The 18,693-nt window shown below is 67.0% G+C and carries 14 protein-coding genes and 1 riboswitch; of the genes, 5 read left to right on the top strand and 9 right to left on the bottom strand.

The window, feature by feature from the left end; genetic code table 11:
* Positions 1-45 precede the first annotated feature (45 nt).
* Complete coding sequence (locus tag ACQP2E_RS02325; protein ID WP_433828244.1) at positions 46-4,890, bottom strand: ExeM/NucH family extracellular endonuclease; 4,845 nt, start codon at positions 4,888-4,890, stop codon at positions 46-48.
* 204 nt (positions 4,891-5,094) lie between these two features.
* On the opposite strand from ACQP2E_RS02325, the gene ACQP2E_RS02320 reads away from it, so the two are divergent.
* Positions 5,095-6,384: a cellulose binding domain-containing protein gene (locus ACQP2E_RS02320; protein WP_433828243.1), complete on the top strand. Its 1,290-nt coding sequence runs from the start codon at positions 5,095-5,097 to the stop codon at positions 6,382-6,384.
* Between the two features lie 33 nt (positions 6,385-6,417).
* On the opposite strand, the gene ACQP2E_RS02315 is transcribed toward ACQP2E_RS02320, so the two are convergent.
* Complete coding sequence (locus tag ACQP2E_RS02315; protein ID WP_111648605.1) at positions 6,418-7,128, bottom strand: GntR family transcriptional regulator; 711 nt, start codon at positions 7,126-7,128, stop codon at positions 6,418-6,420.
* Positions 7,129-7,194: 66 nt separating this feature from the next.
* On the opposite strand from ACQP2E_RS02315, the gene deoC reads away from it, so the two are divergent.
* Positions 7,195-7,890 (top strand): deoxyribose-phosphate aldolase, encoded by a 696-nt coding sequence (gene deoC, locus ACQP2E_RS02310; protein ID WP_433828242.1) that lies wholly within the window; start codon positions 7,195-7,197, stop codon positions 7,888-7,890.
* A gap of 7 nt (positions 7,891-7,897) precedes the next feature.
* On the opposite strand, the gene ACQP2E_RS02305 is transcribed toward deoC, so the two are convergent.
* The gene (locus tag ACQP2E_RS02305) at positions 7,898-9,133 is read right to left on the bottom strand and encodes a D-alanyl-D-alanine carboxypeptidase family protein (protein ID WP_433828241.1); all 1,236 of its coding nucleotides are present in this window, start codon (positions 9,131-9,133) and stop codon (positions 7,898-7,900) included.
* Between the two features lie 27 nt (positions 9,134-9,160).
* Complete coding sequence (locus ACQP2E_RS02300; protein WP_433828240.1) at positions 9,161-9,769, bottom strand: RNA polymerase sigma factor; 609 nt, start codon at positions 9,767-9,769, stop codon at positions 9,161-9,163.
* Here ACQP2E_RS02300 and ACQP2E_RS02295 point away from each other — a divergent pair.
* On the top strand, positions 9,753-11,030 hold the full coding sequence (locus ACQP2E_RS02295) for a serine/threonine-protein kinase (protein ID WP_433828239.1): 1,278 nt from the start codon (positions 9,753-9,755) through the stop codon (positions 11,028-11,030). The genes ACQP2E_RS02300 and ACQP2E_RS02295 overlap by 17 nt on opposite strands.
* 335 nt (positions 11,031-11,365) lie before the next feature.
* On the opposite strand, the gene ACQP2E_RS02290 is transcribed toward ACQP2E_RS02295, so the two are convergent.
* Positions 11,366-12,475, bottom strand: coding sequence for a calcium-binding protein (locus tag ACQP2E_RS02290; protein WP_433828238.1), 1,110 nt, complete (start codon positions 12,473-12,475; stop codon positions 11,366-11,368).
* 76 nt (positions 12,476-12,551) lie between these two features.
* Positions 12,552-13,790, bottom strand: coding sequence for a saccharopine dehydrogenase family protein (locus ACQP2E_RS02285; protein ID WP_433828237.1), 1,239 nt, complete (start codon positions 13,788-13,790; stop codon positions 12,552-12,554).
* Positions 13,791-14,014: 224 nt separating this feature from the next.
* A riboswitch (cyclic di-AMP (ydaO/yuaA leader) is annotated at positions 14,015-14,187 on the top strand.
* Here ACQP2E_RS02285 and ACQP2E_RS02280 point away from each other — a divergent pair.
* Positions 14,188-14,841, top strand: coding sequence for a transglycosylase family protein (locus ACQP2E_RS02280; protein ID WP_433828236.1), 654 nt, complete (start codon positions 14,188-14,190; stop codon positions 14,839-14,841). It abuts the riboswitch before it with no gap.
* A gap of 265 nt (positions 14,842-15,106) precedes the next feature.
* Here ACQP2E_RS02280 and ACQP2E_RS02275 read toward each other — a convergent pair whose 3' ends face one another.
* On the bottom strand, positions 15,107-15,463 hold the full coding sequence (locus ACQP2E_RS02275; protein WP_433828235.1) for a YybH family protein: 357 nt from the start codon (positions 15,461-15,463) through the stop codon (positions 15,107-15,109).
* Between the two features lie 70 nt (positions 15,464-15,533).
* Here ACQP2E_RS02275 and ACQP2E_RS02270 point away from each other — a divergent pair, with 70 nt between their 5' ends.
* Positions 15,534-16,415 carry a LysR family transcriptional regulator gene (locus ACQP2E_RS02270; protein ID WP_433828234.1) on the top strand — a complete coding sequence of 294 codons (882 nt, stop codon included), beginning with the start codon at positions 15,534-15,536 and terminating at the stop codon, positions 16,413-16,415.
* A 45-nt stretch (positions 16,416-16,460) separates the two neighbouring features.
* Here ACQP2E_RS02270 and ACQP2E_RS02265 read toward each other — a convergent pair whose 3' ends face one another.
* Together ACQP2E_RS02265 and ACQP2E_RS02260 are read right to left on the bottom strand one after the other, a co-directional pair.
* Entirely contained in the window at positions 16,461-17,495 is a 1,035-nt protein-coding gene (locus ACQP2E_RS02265) for a hypothetical protein (RefSeq protein WP_433828233.1), read from the bottom strand.
* Positions 17,496-17,593: 98 nt separating this feature from the next.
* Entirely contained in the window at positions 17,594-18,670 is a 1,077-nt protein-coding gene (locus ACQP2E_RS02260) for a helix-turn-helix domain-containing protein (RefSeq protein ID WP_433828232.1), read from the bottom strand.
* Between the last annotated feature and the right edge of the window lie 23 nt (positions 18,671-18,693).

Genomic DNA, 18,693 nt, shown 5'->3' with positions numbered 1-18,693 from the left:
CCTTACCTCAGGGTCTTACGTGGTGATCCCTTACTTGGTGATCTTTTACTTGGTGATCCGCACCGTGTAGGTCTTGGACTTCGAGCTGTTGCCAGCCTTGTCCTCGGCCCAGTACGCGATCTCCAGGGTGCCCTTCTCGACACCGGCGGTCTTCACGGTCCAGCCGCCCTTGGCGTCCGGTACCGTGCTGACCGTGGCCGCCTTGGCAGCCGCGTCCCGCTCGGAGCTGGCCTTCACCCAGGTGGTGCCGGTGAAGTAGTACCACTTGCCGGACCGCTCCTGGATCAGCTCGACGCTGACCGAGGCCACACCGGTGCCCAGGTCGTACGCCGTACCGCTGACCGACTGCCAGGACGAGGCCCGGTCGTCGTTACGCGGCTCGGAGATCCGGGCCTCCGGCTTGAAGCAGTCCGAGAGGACGGTGACCACGCCGACCGTGACGGTCTTGCCGGCACCGGCCGGGTTCGACGGCGTCACCTTCACCTGGAAGAAGCCAGGCTTGATGTACGCGTGCGACACGCTGGTGCCGGTCGCCGACGTCTTCGTGGTGGTGCCGTCGCCCCAGCTGACGGTGAGCTCGGTCGCGCCGGTCACGCCGGAGAAGGCGAGATCGGTGGACTCGGTCTCCCAGATCAGCTTCGGGTCCAGCTTGTACTTGCCGGCCTGCGCCGCGACCACCACAGTGGCCGAACCGCTGAACGTGGCCGGGCCGGTGTTGCCGGCCTCGTCGGTCAGCGTGACCGAGACCGTGTAGCTACCCGCCGCCGCGTAGGTGTGCGTCGCGGTGGTCGTGCCCGCGGCGAGGGTCTCCGCCGCGCTGCCGTCGCCCCAGTTCACCACGCGGGTGACCTTGGCAGCGGCACTGACGTCATCGCTGAGCGCGACCTCGGTCAGGGTGACCGACTGGCCCGGCCAGAGCGCCGCGGCGTTCAGGCTGTAGGTACCGGTCGGCGCGGTCTCGTCGGCCACACCCGGGGTGCTGCGGAACGTGGTGTCCGCGGTGATCGGGGTGTACTTGGCGAAGTAGTTGACCAGCATGGTGAGGTCGTTGTCGCCGGTCGTCACCTTGTTGGTGCCGGTGCCGAGGGTGGTGAAGTTGTCACCGCCGGAGGCGAGGAACGAGTTCGACGTGACCCGGTACGTGCCGTTCGGGTCGAGCACCACGCCGTTCAGCTTCAGCGAGGACGCGATGATCTTCGAGCCGCGCGGCTTGCTGACGTCGTAGGAGTAGGTAAGGCCCTTCGACGAGCCCAGGTGCAGCACCGGACGGGACGCACCGGCCGGCTGCCACTGCTCTTCCAGAACCTGCTTGATGTCAGAGCCCTTGAGCGTCTGGGTCACCACGTCGTTCGCGAACGGCTGGACGGCGAAGGCCTCCGAGTAGGTGGTGATGCCACCGTCGGTGCCGTACAGCAGGTCGGCCCGCAGACCGCCGGCGTTCATGAACGCGATCTGGGCGCCACCGCGGCCGGCGTCCTTGGTCTGGTCCAGCTGCACGTCGGCGATGAAGTTGCCCAGCACCGACTCGGCGCCACGGTCCTCGGCACCGGCGGCCGTGACGGCCCGCTTGATGTCACCGGTGATCTTGCCGAGCTCCGCCTTGCCGAGCTCGGTCGCGGTCACCTTGGCCTTCGCCACGATGTCGGCGACGGCCTGGTCGGACGGGTAACCGTTGACGTTGAGCAGCTCAGCGGTGGAGTTCGTGACCGTCTTGGTGGTCGGGTCGAACGTCAGAACCGCCTTGCCCAGCTTCAGGCCGTAGTCCTCGGCCTGGATGACCGGACGGGTCTTGTCGGTGCCGGGGACCGGAACCTGGAACGCGTACGGCTGGTGGGTGTGACCGCTGAAGATCGCGTCGATGTCCGCGCTGACCCGGGTGAAGTCACCGAAGACCGAGTCGGACTGCAGAGCAGCGGCCGAACTGATGTTCTCGGTGGCCGCGCCCTCGTGAGCGAGCAGCACCAGCACGTCAGCCTCACCGTTGGCCTCGTTGCCGTCGGAGAGCTGCGTCGCGAGGGTGTTGGTCTCGGCGATCGGGTCGCGGAACTCCACGCCCTTGATGCCGTCCGGGCTGACCAGCGAACCGGTCTGCTTCGTCACCACACCGATGTAACCGACCTTGACGCCGCCCACGGTCTGCACGACGTAACCGGGCAGGACCCGCTCGCCGTCCTTGTAAACGTTGGCACCGAGGTACGGGAAGTTCGCCCGGTCCTCGACGCGACCCAGCAGGTCGGACAGGCCCTTGTCGAACTCGTGGTTGCCGACCGCGGAGACGTTGAGGCCGCCGGCGTTCAGAGCATCGAGCGTCGGGTTGTCGTTGTCGATCGCGGAGATGAACGTCGACGCGCCGATGTTGTCACCGACCGAGACCCACGCGGTGTTCGGGTTGGCCGCCCGGAGCTGGTTGACCGCACCGACGAGCTGCGCGGCACTGCCGTTGCCCGTGGTCGGCGCTTCGAGACGACCGTGGAAGTCGTTGATGCTCAGCAGCTGCAGGTCGACCGGACCGGCAGCCTTGGTGTCCAGGCCGACGACGACCGGGTCGTGGTCGCTGGAGCGGTACGCGTCAGCCGAGAAGAACGGCGCGTAACCGTCGTACTCGAAGGCGAACGACTCGACCGAGTTGATGTTCCAGATGTCGACGCCGGTGATCCGCTTCGAGAACTCCTCGGTGACCAGCGCGTGGTCCAGGGAGCCCGACTCGCCGCCGTAGACGTACGAGGACTTGTCCGGCGCGAACGTGACGTGCGCGTCGGAGTAACCCTTGTCGTACAGGACCTGGAGCGGGTCCTCCTGGCCGTACGAGTTGAAGTCACCGAGCAGGATCACCTTGTCGGTGCCGAGGCTGTCGACGAAGGTGGCCAGCGAGTTCGCCTGACGGATCCGGTCGCCGTTGTAGGCGCCCTGACCGTCACCGGTGTCCACGTTGTCACCGGTCGGCACGACCGAGGCACTCTTCGACTTCAGGTGGTTCGCCACCACGGTGAAGTCGATAGCGCCAGAGGTGAAGGTCTGCGCGATCGGCTCGCGGGCGTTGCCCCAGACCGTTTCGTCGTTGAGCGACTTGGACGCGCCCTTCGGCGTGGCCACGGCCGGCTTGTAGATGATCGCGCTGGTGATGAAGTCCTGCTGGGCTGCGCTGGGCAGCTCGGCCGGCGAGCGGACGTAGTCCCAGGTGCCCGCGCCGTCAACCGTGTTGAGCGCGCCGACCAGGGTCTTCAGCGCCAGCTGGGTGTCGGTCGCCTCGAAGCGGACCGAGTTCTCGATCTCCATGAGGGCGATCACGTCGGCGTCGAGCGCGGTGATCGCCGAAACGATCTTCGCTTCCTGCTTAGCCAGAGCGGCCGCGTCGGTCGCGCCGCGCGCCTCGCCACCGAAGTGGACGAAGTAGTTCAGCACGTTGAAGCTGGCGACCTTGATGTCGCCGCCCACGGCAGCCGGACCGGCGGTACGCGGGTTGGTGTGCTTGAACGTGGTCCGCGTGGCGGCCGGGGTGCTCGCGTCGACCGGGGTGGTCGGCTGCAGGCGCCACTCGCTGAAGCCGTAGCTCAGCACGCTCGGGCCGAACTGCTCGACGGTGTCGCCGACACGCAGCGGCTCGTCCTTCGAGAAGTACGGCGGCGCGAGGCCGGCGGTGGCAAGGTTCGTGGTCTTGGCGTCGTCCAGCAGGATCCGGCCGGCCTTGTTGTCGGCCTTCAGCTTCGCGGCGGCCTCGGAGCCCGGGCGGGCCACGTCGGTCGGGATCCGGGCGGGCTCGTCGCCGGCGGCCAGGATGATCTCGCCGTACCGGTTGGTGTTGTAGTTGTCCGAGACGGTGTAGGCGCCGACGGGGGCGACAAGCATCGACTCGAGCGACTCACGAGCGTCGTCCGAGGCCGGCAGGCTCAGCGCGACCGGAGTCGGCAGAACCGCGCCGGTGGAGCAGACCTGCACGTCGGCCTTGGCCGCGATGCTGACCTGGGTCAGGCCGCTGTACTCGCTGACCGCGCCGGTGACCCGGACGACGTCGCCGATCGCAACGGCCGGGTGGTTCGCGGCGGTGGAGGTCAGGTAGACGAAGATGCCGTCCGACGCGGTGCCCGCGGCGACCGGACGGTCACCGCCGGTGCCGGCGGTCTGGATCGCGATGCCGTTGTAACCACCGGTGCGGTAGTCAGCGGTGACGACGCCCTCGATGGTGACGGTCTGGCCGGCCAGGCCGGTCGCCGTGCCGGTGCCCTGGACTTCGGCGATCGTGTGGGTGATCGCGGTGGTGCAGCCCAGGGACGGCTCCTCCGGCTCCTCGGGCTCGACGACGACGGCCTTGTTGAGCGTGCCGAAGCTGCTCACGGCCGGCGCGAGCCAGGTGCCGTCGATCTTCTGAAGCGACTGGCCGACCGGCGTGGTCGTGGTCTCCGCGACGCCGATGTCGGTGCCGGCCAGACCCACGGCCGGGCCACCGGACGCGGCGAAGGTGCCTTCGTACGTCAGGAACTCGACGACCGTGCCGTCCGGCTTCACCAGGGCGACGCCGTCAGGCGCGCCGTTCTGGATGCCGTCGGTGGCGTAGGTCTGAACGACCACACCGGACGCCGGCACGAGGCCGCTGAGCGTCGCGGTGTTGTACGCGGCGCCACCGTTGCCGTTGTAGAGGACAACCTGCCAGCCGGCCAGGTCGAACCCGACCGGAGCCTCGATCTCGACAGCCTCGCCGCTGTCGGTGCCGGTGTTGTCGTAGTGGATCTCGCTGATGAACGGCGTGTCAGTTGCTGCTACGGCAGGGCCGGCCAGGGAAAGGCCGAGCGCGGTAACCACGGCGGTGGCGCCCAGCGCACGCAACCCGGAACGGGTCAGCAGTGCGGAGCGGGACCGCGCGGGGGAAACCACGCTGCGTATGTATGGACGCATCGAGGTGGATCCTCCGAAACGAAGTAGATCCGCCGGAGCGTAGGTATGCCGAATGACGATCAATTCTCTTTCAGGTAACGAAAAGGCATTCAGTCGATGAGTTCGGACTCCTTATTGTTCGTTTTTGTTCGGCCCGAGCAACCTTTTTGGACGCGGGATCCACTTCCTGTGTGACATCCCCAACTCTCGAAAGGCGACTCCCCCGTGTTCCCAAAGATCCGGAAACGTCGCATCGCGTGGTTCGCCGCCTGCCTGGCCGCCGCCTTCTCCACGGTCGCCGTCGTACAGTCCGCGTTCGCCGCCACCGGCTGCCGCGTTGATTACGCGATCACCGCCCAGTGGTCCGGCGGTTTTCAGGGCTCGATCACGCTTGTGAATCTTGGCGATCGAGTGGAGAACTGGACGCTGAACTTCATGTTCCCCGACGCGAATCAGAAGGTCGACCAGGGCTGGAACGCCGATTGGACCCAGGCCGGAACCGCTGTGACCGTACGCAACGCGGGCTGGAACGGAACGGTCGCCGCCGGCGCTTCGGTGACTGCCGGTTTCACCGGCCGATTCAGCGGCGCAAACCCGGTGCCGGCCTCGTTCAGCCTGAACGGCACGACCTGCACGGGAGCAGCGACCGCCTCCCCCAGCGCTTCAGCCAGCGCTTCAGCCAGCGCGTCTCCCATCGCCTCCGCCAGCGCCTCTCCCAGCGCTTCAGCCAGCGTTTCGGCCAGTGCCTCTCCCAGCGCCTCAGCCAGCGCTGACCCCTGGAACCCTCCGTCCACTCTGGTCGCGCCGCTTGCGGCGGTCTGGCAACACCAGGAAGACACCTACAGCGATCTGTACGGCTTCAAGAACTACGGCTGGGACCAGCTTTTCGCGAACAACGGCACCATCAACTACTGCGTACGCTGGGACTCCAGCAAGCAGGTCAGCACGGCACAGCGCGACGCCGTGCACGCGGCCCTGCAGAAGCAGTACCAGAAGTGGATGGACCAGCTGACCGGTTGGAACGCCTGGCCCTACCAGCAGGTCAAGGTCAACGTTGTCGGCTGGGCGGTACGCGACCGGGCGCAACTGGAGTGGACCGACTCCTCGGTCGACATCTACGTGAACGACATCCGTGAGGACGCACCGCAGTGCTCCGAACCGTGTGGCCGGTTCTTCCACCAGGACGGCAACTACTCCGGGTGCACCGGCGGCACGGCCCACCACTACGACCACTCGCTCTGGCTCACCGACGGTTTCAACGGTGGCGCCGGCGGCGACTGGGGCCAGCGGATCGGCACCGAGTACTTCATGAGCAACCTGACCACCGAGAACGTCCACGTGCTGCTGCACGAGATCGGCCACACGTACGGCCTGGACGACTTCTACGACTGGGACCCGCTCGCCGGCAAGCAGGGCTTCATCATGATGGCCGGCAGCGCCACCGAGATCACCGAGTTCGACAAGTGGATGCTGCGTGACTGGTGGCGCCACCTGAAGAGCCGGTACGGCCTGTAGAGGCTCTCTACAGCGCCTCTCTACAGCGCCTCTCTATAGCGGCTCGACCCCGAAGGCGACGTCGAGCCGGTAACGCTCACCGGCGTACCGGGACTCGCTCAGCTCCAGCGGCCGTCCTGTCTCGTCGAGGATCAGTCGTTCCTCGACGAGCAGGGCCGAGCCCACCGGGACACCCAGCTCCTGGGCGTCCTCCTCGGTGGCCGGCTGGGCGGTCAGGGTGGCGGTGCCGCGGGTGGGCACCCGGCCGAGACTGACGATCGCCTCGTGGACCGAGCCGGAGACGTCCGCGTCGAGCAGCGCGGCGAGCGTGCCCGGGTACATGGCCCGCTCGAAGGCGATCGGCTCGTCGTCGGCGAGGCGTACCCGATGGATGGCGACCACCGCGTCGTTGTCGCGCAGGCGCAACCGGGTCGCCTCCATTCCGGTGGACGGGCGCAGTTCGGCGAGCAGCACCCGGGCCGAGGGCTTGCGGCCCTGTTTGCGGATCTCCTCGCTGAGCCGGATCAGGTTGTCGGCGCGACGCGGGCCGGCCGGCACGGCGACGAACGTGCCCCGGCCAGGGGCACGGTAGACGAGACCGTCGTTGACCAGCTGAGTCACGGCGGCGCGGGCGGTCATCCGGCTCACGCCGAACTCCCTGGCCAGCTCCGGCTCGGAGGGCAACGGGTCGTGCGGGCGGGACTGGGCGATCCGTGCGCGCAGTGCCTGTTCGATACGGAAATAGCGCGGCACGAAGTCGGGCATGGCCACACCCTACCGATGCGCCAACCTGTCTAGACAACAGGCTGTCTAGACAGCTACGTTTCTGTCATGAACTTCACTGTCGCGCAGATCGCGAAGATGATCGACCACTCCATCCTCCGGCCCGAGTTCACCGTCGAGGACGTGCGCACCGGCTGCGCGATCGCGGCGAAGTACGACGTCGCCTCGGTCTGCGTGCGCCCGAGTGACGTGCCCACCGCGGTGGCGCTGCTGCAGAACAGCAACGTGCGGGTCGGCACCGTGATCGGGTTCCCGCACGGGGACAGCGCGACGCAGATCAAGGTGGCCGAGACCGAGCTCGCCGTCGACCAGGGCGCCACCGAGATCGACATGGTGCTGAACATCGGCTGGCTGCGCTCCGGCGACATCGTTTCGGTGGAGAACGAGATCCTCTCCGTGGTGAAGGCAGCCGGCGACGCGCACGTCAAGGTCATCCTGGAGACGGCGTACCTCACCGACGAGCAGAAGCTGGCGGCCTGCTGGGCTGCCGAGCGGGCCGGCGCGGCGTTCGTGAAGACCTCCACCGGTTTCGCCCCGACCGGCGCGACCATCGACGACCTCGCGCTGATGCGTTCGGCCGTCTCCACCGCCGTGCAGGTCAAGGCGTCCGGCGGCATCCGCAGCCTGGACACCATGCTGGCGATGGCCGCGGTCGGTGTGTCCCGGTTCGGGACGTCGTCCACCGCTGAGATCCTCGACGACCTCGCCCGGCGTCAGGTCAACGTTCCGGGCGGGCGCGCCTGATCGTTTCTTACGAGATCCGGCTCAGTCGCCACCACGCGGACGGACTCTCCACTGCCTCATCAGTGCGCAGCTCCACGCGTACCGAAGAGGCCTCGACCTGGCCCACGACCAAGCCGGCGGCGATCGACGGACCCGGCGCCGTCGTAGTGACCGTGACCGGGACCGAAAGTCCTGGCCAGCCAACTACTTTCAGTGGCGCCGCAGGCGACACCGTGGTGGAACCGCCCCACGCGGTCGCCACGCGCCCGGCCGGATCAGTGCCGATCAGCTGGTATTCCTTAACGGTCTTGCGGACCGCGGCCAGCAGCTTGCGGACGTGCGTGTTGACCTCGGCGAGCTGCTCCGGGGTGTTCGCGCCGGGCTGGTTGAAGACCGCGCCGACGATCGTGAGGGTGCGGTCGCCGACCTTCAGCCGGGACGCGAAGACGAGGTTGCCACCGGCCTCGTCGGTGGAGCCGGTCTTGATGCCGAAAACGCCTTCGACGCCGAGCATGTCGTTATAGTTCCGGATCGTGCCGACGACCGGAATGGCCGCCTCACGCAGTTCGACGATCTCCGCGAAGACCGGCATCTTGATCGCGGCGCGCGCGAGATCTACCTGGTCAACAGCGGTGCTGACAGTGGTCGGCAGGAAACCGCTCGGATCCGTGTACTCAGTTTCGTCCATGCCGAGCGAGTCCGCGGCGGCGTTCATCTTCGCGACGAACGCCTCTTCGCTGCCGGCGTCCCAGATCGCGAGCTGGTGCGCGATGTTGTTTGCCGACGGCAGCATCAGCGCCTCGATGGCGTCCCGCTCGGTGAGCTGCTCGCCCTCCACGACGTGCACCAGGGACTGCCCTGTCGCCTTGCGTCCTTCGTAGTCCTTCACGTCATCATCAGAAACGGTCAGCGACGGGCCTTCGGCCGCACCAGTGAGCGGATGTTCCTTGAGAATCACATAGGCAGTCATCACTTTAGCGACGCTGCCGATCGGTTCAGCCCCGTCACCGCCTGTACCGCCGAGACGGCCAAGGCCCTCCACCATGATCTCTGCGTTACCGGTCGACGGCCACGGCAGACTGGGCGCTTTGCCGGGAATCGCAAGTTTCGTGGCGATAGTGGTGGTGATCGTCGTCGCCGGAAGATCCCGGACGAGCTGAAAGACCGCGACGAGAGCGATGAGCAGGCTGACTGCCGCGGCCACCGCCGCGATGATCAATCCACGGCGCTTGGGTACGGGCGCAGGGGTGCCGTAGACGGTCATCGGCCCAGTAAAGCCGGACGGATCAAGCTAGAGCCCGGCAACAAGGTATTCCCGCACGTGCCCGCGAGCCTGATGAATCCGCGATTTCACGGTCCCCTCGGGGATCCCGAGATGCAGCGCGATCTCCTTGTAATCGAGCTGGCAGATGTCGCGCAGAACCATCGGCGCGACGAGTTCGGCCCGGCGGCCCTCCAACTGCTCCAGCGCGTCCAGCAGATCAAGCCGCGACCCGGCGATCACGCTCGTGGTACGCGCGTCCGCCACGTCGACCGGCGCCTCGGCGTGCGACTGCTCGGCGGCACGCCGCTTCAACGACCGGTACGTCTGACGTGAGCCGTTCGCGATGATCACATGCAACCAGGTGCTGAATTTCGACCGGCCTTGAAAACTGCCGATGTTGCGCGCGACCTGCAGAAGCACGTCCTGACAAGCTTCCTCGGCGTCCTGATAACAGGGCAAAAAGCGGGCACAGCGCCGCAGAACGTTCGGCTGGATCAGCGCCAGTAACTCGTCGAGCGCCGACCGATCGCCGGCCGCTGCTCGAACCGCGAGCGCTTCCTGCTCCTCTTCGCGTGTGCCCATGCCGTTCCCCCCGATAGACGGCGCCCATAATACGAGCGTGTCGCTTCCCACCATGATCGGCCGATATCGCGTGGTACAGCGCCTCGGCTCAGGCGCCTTCGCGACGGTGTGGCTCGCCGAGGACGACGTCCTCGACTCGATGGTCGCGATCAAGGTGCTGGCCGACAACTGGGCGCACCACCCGGACGTGCGGGCCCGCTTCGAGCAGGAGGCCCAGGTTCTGCGCCGGGCCGACTCGGAACGCCTGGTCAGGGTGCATGACTTCGGTGAACTGCCGGACGGGCGGCCGTACCAGGTCATGACATATGCGGCCGGCGGGACACTCGCCGAACGACTTGAGCAGGGCCCTATGCCGGTGGGGGCGGCAGTGCGTACCGCGACCGATATTGCACAGGCCGTCACCGTTCTGCACGAGTCCGGCGTGCTGCATCGCGACCTGAAGCCGTCCAATGTGCTCTTCGACACGGTCCGTGGTGCCGAGCGAGTCCTGGTCGCCGACCTCGGCCTCGCCAAGGAGATCGCGCAGGCCTCGGGCTTCACGGTGGCCGCCGGAACCCCCGGATACATGGCCCCGGAACAGCGACTGCCCGGCGGCGGGCTGGACGAGCGCGCCGATGTGCACGCAATCGGCGCGATGACCTATCAGATGCTGACCGGGCGGACGCCGGCGCTGCGTGCGCCGGTTGCCCCGTCGAAACTGCGGCCTGGGATTCCGCGCCAGCTCGACCGGGTGGTGCTGCGGGCGCTCGACGCCGACCGAAACCGCCGCTGGGAGTCCGCGGCCGCCTTCGCCGCTGCTCTCGACATCTCGGTGCCGAAACGAAGGCGCCGATTCGCCCGCCGCGCCGGACGCCTCCTCGGTGCGACGCTCGCCCTGGCCGCCGTCGCCGCCACCGCAGGCGCCACGGTCCCGGACGCAACCCCACCTTCTTGGGTACGCGTAACCGACAGCACCCGCGCGATCTCGCTGTCCGTTCCTGAACAGTGGGGACAGCAGCTGCACGACAGCGGCTGGGAAAGCAAGGATGGCCAGCGCCCCGGCCTGCACGTCTCCGCGGATCTGAACGCGGGCGACGCCCCGGGAGTGTTCGCGGGTCTCGGAACTCCGGAAACGCCGCGTCACAAGAACTGCACACGCCTGCCTGAACGCCGCGTCGTCGCCGCCGGCCGGGCTGGCGTGGCTCAGCGGTGGACGGGGTGCGAGGCGGCTTATACCGAGGTATTGCTCGATGGCGTCTACATCCAGATCACCCAGGTCGACGGAAAAGACCGCACCGACGAGGTACTGCGCACACTCCGGCTGGGCGGGTTTTAGAGAAAGCTGGGCGGGTTTTAGAAAGAGCGGGTGGCCGACCAGAGCCGTGAAGTCGGCCGCCCCCGTATTGCGGCCGTTCCCACAAGCACTGGTCGGTCATCCCCCGCGGAACTCCCCATGCTTTCCTCCAGTGCGATGCCGCCACTCGCCTCTTGGTTCTCGGATTAACATCACGGATAGGTAACGGATGGCCAAGCGCTGACGGCGGCGGCCTGAGCCGTGTCCTCGCAGCTCAGGCCTTACTCACGAGGTTGCGTGGAATTACTCAGCGTTACGACACGCGTGGCGCTTCGACACGGGTGGCGTTTCTCAGCGTTACGACATGGGTGGCGTTCTCAGCGTTCGCAGCCAACCGCTGTGTCGAGTTTGCCTACGACGCACTCGTCACCAAGCGGTCCGTTGGCACCGCCGTCGAGCCGGTCCGGGACGTCCGGGTGATCGTTGCCCTCAAGCCAGTCGTCACCGGCCCCGCCGTAGATCTTGTCGCGGCCGTCGTCGCCGAACAGCCAGTCGTCGCCCCCGCCGCCGTAGACGATGTCGTTCCCGGTGTACGCCTGGATCACGTTGTTCGCCGCGTTACCGGTGAGCCGATCGTTGCCCCAGCCTCCGACGAGGCTCTCGACATCGGCGCCGACCGTGTCGTGCTCCCCCTTCATGCCATCGTCACCGGGGGAACCGTCGAGGTCGACAGTGATCGCCTTCTCGTGGCCGCCATAGTTGACGATGTCCGTTCCGGGGCCGCCCAGAATGACGTCGGCAGCGATGCCGTCGGAGTACACATCCCCGGACAGCGAGTCGTCGCCGGAACCCCCATCGAGGTAGTCACGACCCTGATAACCCTCCAGGTCGTCACGACCGGCCTCGCCGTAGATCTTGTCGTTGCCTTCCTCGCCCCACATGTCGTCGTCGCCGTCACCGCCGTGCAGCACGTCTTTGCCGAACCAGCCGTGGATCGTGTCATGGCCGGCGTCACCGTAGATCGTGTCGTTGCCGAACCGACCGTTGATGTAATCGTTCCCGGTGCCGCCGTAGAGCCGGTCGCCGAGCGAACCGCCGGTCAGCACGTCATTGCCGGTGCCGCCGTCCGCGGTCATCCGTACGCCGGTCTTGTTGGTGATCGAGTCGCTGCGGTCGTAGGTGTAGACCTGCAGCCTCGTGGGCGCCTTCGCCAAGGGGCAGCGGACCTTCGTCTTGTCGCCCTTGACCTTCTTGCAGCCCTTGCCGGCCTTGACCGTGACCCGGTCGTCGATCGTGATCGTCCGCCCCGCCCGGGTGACGACGACCTTGTTCTTGGCGCCGGTCGCGGACTTGTACTGCACCGTCGTCTTGCCCACGACCGAGACGACACCCGAGGTGGCCGCCTGCGCGGGTGCCGCGAGGACACCAGCCGAGACGATAGTGAACATGGCGATGCCGACACGAGTCAGCCAGATAGAACGAGACATACAAGTCCTCCCCCGAGATCCAGCGCCAGGATCATAGAACGGCACCGTTACGACGTCGATAGGAGAAAAGCCGCAGTCAGAGCTTGCGAGCGGTGATCTCCATTCCTGAGGTGCGCAGCCGCTCGACCAGGGCGTCTCCGATCCCGGTGGCCGGGGTCAGGACACCGCCCTCGGACGGCGGCAGTTTCTCCCTGTCCAGAGCCAGGGCCAGTGCTGACTCGCCGAGCATGACCGCGGTGGCCGCGTAGCCCGGGTCGCCCTTCGCCCGGAAACGGGACGTATAGCGCGCCCCGCTGCTCGTCGTGGTGAAGATGTCCATGGTGAAGTGACCTGACTGCTGACGCTGCTCACTCGGTCCGGTGCCGGGTTTCGGGAGGATCCGGTCCAGCACGAACCGGACCGGCGGCACGGCGAACCCGACGAACAGCGCGCCGAGCCCGATCTTCGTACCGTGCGCGATCACCGGGGACAGCGGTGAGGCGCCGACGCTCATCAGCTCGCGGTATCGGAACTGCCGGCCGTAGGCCCACTCGCGCAGTGCGTTGCTGCGCCGCACCACGCGCGTGTTGTAGGACGCCATCACGAACGGCGCCAGATGGCCCCGCAGCGACGGATCCACTTCGGATGCCGGGAGGACCGGCATGTCCTCCTGCCGGCCGAGATCCGGTTCCGCCGCGCGATCCGGACTCAACGAGTACGGGCTGGCGCCGATCTTTCGCAGCGCACGGTCCTTGCTCATCACGTCAGCCTGGTAGCGCATCGAGTCGATCGTGCCGCCGCTCACCCCGCCGCGCAGGCTCGTCACCACGAGTGTGGTGTCGGTCAGCTCGCCGGCGCCCTCGGCCTCCACCAGCGAGTGCAGCACGTGCACGCCGATGTCGGACGGGATCGAGTCGAACCCGCACGAGTGCACAATCCGCGCCCCGGTACGCCGAGCCGCCTCATGGTTGTCGTTGATGCTGTCCCGGGCGAACAGCACCTCACCGGTCAGGTCGACGTAGTCGGTGCCCGCTTCGGCGCAGGCGTGCGCAAGTATCCGGCCGTATTTCGCATAAGGTCCAGCGGTCGTGATGACCACCCGGGTGCGTGCGGCCATAGTGTCCAGCGCGGCCTTGTCGGTGGCGTCGGCGACCACGAGCGGCCAGTCCACGTTCAGCCGGGTGCGGACTGCCTCCAGTTTCTTCGGTGACCGTCCGGCGAGGGCGATCCGTGTGCCCGCGGGTGCGAATCCGGCCAGGTGCCGTGCCACGAGGACACCGACGAAACCCGTGGCGCCGTACACGATCACGTCGAACTCGCGTGCTTGATCGCTCATGGGTGCCGATTGTGCACCCTTGGTGGAGGGTGCGCAGCACATCAGTTACCTCCTGGTAGGTGGGTTGGTGAAAATCTGCCGAGTTATCCATACAAGCCCGGATCAAAGGGCTAATTTGGGGGAACAGGTCCATCGGACCGGCATGAAGGCGTAGCCCGTGAAGGCGTGGCGCCGCGTGACCGGAGGGTGAGACACCCGTTGGTAGCCCGCATGAGGCGGGCACCGTGGCCGGAACGCCGAATCCTGCCGCCGACCACGGATCACAACTCAAAGGCATGGAGCGGGGGACCCACAGGTTCTCCGGCGCTTATGCGTCTTGGGGTGAAGCCGCACCGTGCGGCCGGGCCACTCTGCCCGAACCCGACAGCTGACCTCGCAGGCGTGGAGGACAACTGAAATGGTGCAAATCCGAAAGCAGGTCCACCTCGCGATCGGTGTAGCCGTCGCGGGACTCGTCGGAACCGTGGGCCTGCTGGGCTCCAGCGTGCCTGCGCATGCTGTGCCGTCCGACGTGAACTGGGACGCCATCGCCCGCTGCGAGTCAGGCGGCAACTGGCGCATCAGCACAGGAAATGGTTATTACGGCGGCCTCCAGTTCAGCCACAGCACGTGGCGTGCATATGGCGGTGCGCGTTATGCCCGGACCGCGAACCGGGCAACAAAAACCGAGCAGATCCGCGTCGCGGAACGCGTGCTGCGCGGGCAGGGAATCGGCGCTTGGCCAACCTGCGGCAAGCGCGCGAGCGTCAAGGCGAGCCGCAAGACAGTCCGCAATTCCCCAGCTCGAACGGCACGTAAGGCGCCGGCCCGAGTGGTGCGCAACGCACCGGCGCGCGTGGTGCGCCCCGCTGCCGGAGGCAGTGTGGTGCTGGAGAACGCGATCAGCGGGCGGTCGGCCACACGGACCTATGTCGTCCGCCGAGGCGACACGCTTGCACGCATCGCCAGCCGGAACGATGTCGCCGGTGGCTGGCGGGCCCTTTACCGCGCCAACGACGACATCCTCCGTAGCCCGCACCGCGTTTACGTCGGCCAGCGCATCAGGTTGTAGAGGACGGAACACCTCTTCATCGCCCGGGACGCCGGGCGTCTCAAATCCGGGACGCCCGGAATGCCGCCGTGCCTCCGTGGCGTGGGGACGTGCCGCAGCCGTGACATGCCGCAGCCGTGACGTGCTGCCGTGACATGCCGCAGCCGTGACGTGCTGCCTTGACATGCCGTCGGCGTGACGCGTCGCCCTGACATGCCGCCGCCGTGAGCTGCCGCCGCGGCGCGATGCGGCGTGCCGCCGCGGCTCGATGCGGCGTGCCGCCGTGTCAGTCTGGGCGGGTGAACTCCGGCTGGTCCAGAACGCGCAGCCACGTGCCGTCGGGCTGTCGCCGGGCGACCTGTGCCCGCGCGCCTGAACCGTCGCTCGGCGGCGTCGACGTGAGCGCCAGGTCGCCGCTGATCAGTGTCGGTAGCGGCGGCTCCGGCTCGAACTCGGGCATGTGCGGCAGCAGCTCGGCCCACAGCTTGCGGATCGCCTCGCGGCCACGCGTCTGGCTGCCTGGCGGGTAAGCCATCACGGCATCCTCCTCATAGAGATTCGCAATTCCGTCGGCGTCCTTCGCATTCGCACGCTCGACGAACAGCCTGGTCAGGTCTTCAGGTCGGTGCGCTTTCCCGGTCATGGCTACAGCCTCCCGGAGAGGCAGGAACAAGTCCAACGCATAGTTCTTCTGATAACCAGTAGAATGACTCATGGACTTGCGCCAGCTCGAATACTTCGTGGCCGTCGCTGAGACGGCCAGCTTCACCCGTGCCGCCGAGCGCGTGCACATCACCCAGTCCGGGGTGAGCGCCCAGATCAAGGCACTGGAGCACGAGCTCGGAGCGCAGCTCTTCGACCGTTCCGCGCGTACCGCGCGCCTCACCGACGCGGGTGAGGCGGCGCTCCGGCACGCCCGCGCGACCCTCGACGCGGCAGCCGACATGCGTGACTCGATCGACGACGTGTTCGGCCTGGTCCGTGGCCGGCTCACGGTCGGGATGGTGATCGGCTGCGAGGTGACGCCCTTTTTCGATGCGTTCGCAGCGTTCCATTCCGAACACCCCGACATCGAACTCGAACTCGTGGAGGCGAATTCGGACCAGCTCGTCGCCGGCGTGCGCTCCGGCGACCTAGATTTGGCGCTGGCCGGTCTGGCAGGCGAGCCTCCCGAGCACCTCGCGACTCATGTGATCGCGAGCGAGCGGCTCGTCGCACTGGTCCCGGCCGACAACGAGTTAGCAGGTCAAGCGCGTCTCCCGGTCACCGCGCTCCTTGCGTACCCAATAGTTTGTCTGCCGGTGGGAACCGGCATCCGCAACGTGCTCGACCAAGCTCGCGCCGCACTGGGTGTTGATCTTTCGGTCGCGCTCGCGGCCACCTCGCCGGACACGGTCGCCGGCCTGGCGCGCCGCGGCCTCGGCGTGGCGGTGCTCAGCGAGTCGATGGCAGCTGCCTACCCGGATCTCACCGCGATCCCGATCGACGGCATCGAGATCCCGGCACTGCTCGCGCTGATCTGGCAGAACCGCAGCAGCCCTGCCCTGGCGGCTTTCCTGCGGCACTGCCAGGCCGCCTTCTTGACAAAACCATAGAGATCCCGAGGGCTCGCTTCTGGAATCGATCAAGAAAGCACGGAATCAGGCGGCGAGAGGCGAGCCCGTGTACGCGCGGGAGCGGAGCACTCGATCGGAGAGGCCCGTCTCCCAGAGGAACTTGTCGGGGTTGGTGCTGACCGGAACGCGGCCGAGGAAACCCCGCCATTCCGCCAGGTCGGCCTGCCATGCCTCGACGAACTCGCAGCACAGTTCCGCACTGATCTGCTTGCTGCGGCGAAGGGCGGCGAAGAGAGGCGGCCGGAGGAGGTCGGGGCGCCCGTGGCGTTTGGCGTGCCCGGTTGCATGGGCGCGGACGACCCGGATGAGCTGGCGGCGGTGGGCCAGGCGTCGCCGCCAGTAAGCGGTGCTGGTGATGTCAGGGTCATCGCCGCTGTCCAGGTACCAGAAGAGCCCTTCGGCAAGGGTGTCGCCGAGCTCCTCAGTCGCAGCGCGATGAGGATCAGCGAATGGGTCGAAGCGGCGCTGCTGCATTATGCCGACACGAGTGGCTTGAAGAGGAGCCCCGTCGCCCAGCAGGAAGAACCAGTCCTCGTTGTAGATGTTCGGGAAGAACGAGGCGGTGCGCTGTGGGTTGATCATCATGGCACCGCCACCGATGAAGGTGTCCTGTCTGCCACCGACCGCACGGTATGCATGGCAAACCACGGAGTTGTCCTTGAAGCCCTCGTTGGACAGTCCCACCGTGCGATGGTGATCAAGCAGGCCGACGGCCAAGGGCAGAAGACTTCGCCGAACGACGATGTCGTCGTCGAGGAAGAGAACGCGCTGCCAGCCGCTGCTGCGAGCCAGTGCCGTTCCGATGTTGCGTTTGAGGCTCAGATCGCTACCGCTGGCGAAGCCGTGCCGGTCGAGCAGTTGGTTGGTGCCGGTCGGCGCCAGCGGCAGCAGCGACTCGTCGACATCCAGCGCGAGGACGGCGGCTCCGAGCGAGTCAGCAAGCTGCCGGGTCTGCGCCGCCGTGGCCTTCAGGCTGCACAGGGCGATGATCGGACAACCGAGAGTACGGGCAAGGTGCATGGCGTGGCGCAGGGTCGGCGTCGGGCGAGCGGTCGGCACGATGATCGCGTCAAGATGCCCCCGGGATGTGTGAGCCAGAGCCGGCTCGGTGAGGAGGCGGCTGTGCGATCCGTGGTGCAACCCACGGAGATCTAGAGTCACTGTGCCGCTCCGCGCCAGGTGTGCAGGACCGTTCTGGGCTTGGACCAATCCGGTGTGACCACGACGCGGCCCACCCGGCGGACACGGAACAGGAGGCTGAACGTCTCGGCGTTCTTGAAGACGCTGTTGAGGTGAGCGGCGTTCTTCTCGCGGAAGACCTTGTCGGTCAGCGCGCGGACGGCTCCGACCACGCCGGGGCTGTACATGCCATTGAATGCCGTCAGGGTGAAGTCCTCGTTGTGCGGGTTCGGCGCGCGTACGAGATGGCCGACGTCCTGAATCAGTACCGGATCTTCTCCCCGGAGCTCATGAACGGGGAAGAAACGTTTCTGCTCGTCGCTGAGGTCTTTGAACTCATCTCCGATGAGCTCGAAGTAGCCCCGGTTGGGCAGGTGGTCATCAGAATGCTGCCGCAGCGGAATGTCGATCTGGCTCATGGTGTCCTGGGTCGCGCGATTCCAATCGATACCGCCGAGCAGGACCACATGACTGTTCATGTCCCCGTCGCGGAGGTTCCCGGCGCGGATGATTCGCACGTCGGACTCGGGGTTCATGGCCCGGATCTGGCCGAACAAGTGGAGAAGGGAATCCGCGTCAGCGATCCGGTGCATCTCTGCGCCGTCGTCGCCTGTCAGCTCGGGAGGCAGTCTTCTCTGGACATGCTCCGGGAGCTCGGAGCAGATGATCGTGATCGGGCCGTCGTCCGGGAACTGCAACAGGGTGCTCGGGGCTTCGGCGGCCCGTTGAAGGTCCAATAATTCTTCCCGAAGCGCGTCTCGCGCCGCTATCTCGTCGGCGGTCAGCTCCGACTCGGCCAGGAGCCGCAACTGCCGACCATCGATTGACCGCCGGGTGCAATAGAAGGTGGCGATCGCATCGATCCGCTCCTCCGGCGGGATCACGGGCTTGACGGACCGCTCCCATGACGAGATGAGAGCGATGCTCGCCGACTTACGCTGGGAGAGCGCAGTAGCAAGCTCCCCCTGGTTGAGCTTCTTGTCGGGCCACTGCGAGGCGCGCAACTGGCGCAGCCGCACCGCAAGAGCAAGGGCAGCTTCACCGGCCGTCGGCACTCAGCACCTCCCCAGGGGGTCCA

Origin of the sequence: Actinoplanes sp. CA-015351, assembly GCF_050955685.1 — a bacterium.
Lineage (GTDB): Bacteria > Actinomycetota > Actinomycetes > Mycobacteriales > Micromonosporaceae > Actinoplanes.
This window is presented reverse-complemented; position numbering and strand designations above follow the sequence as displayed.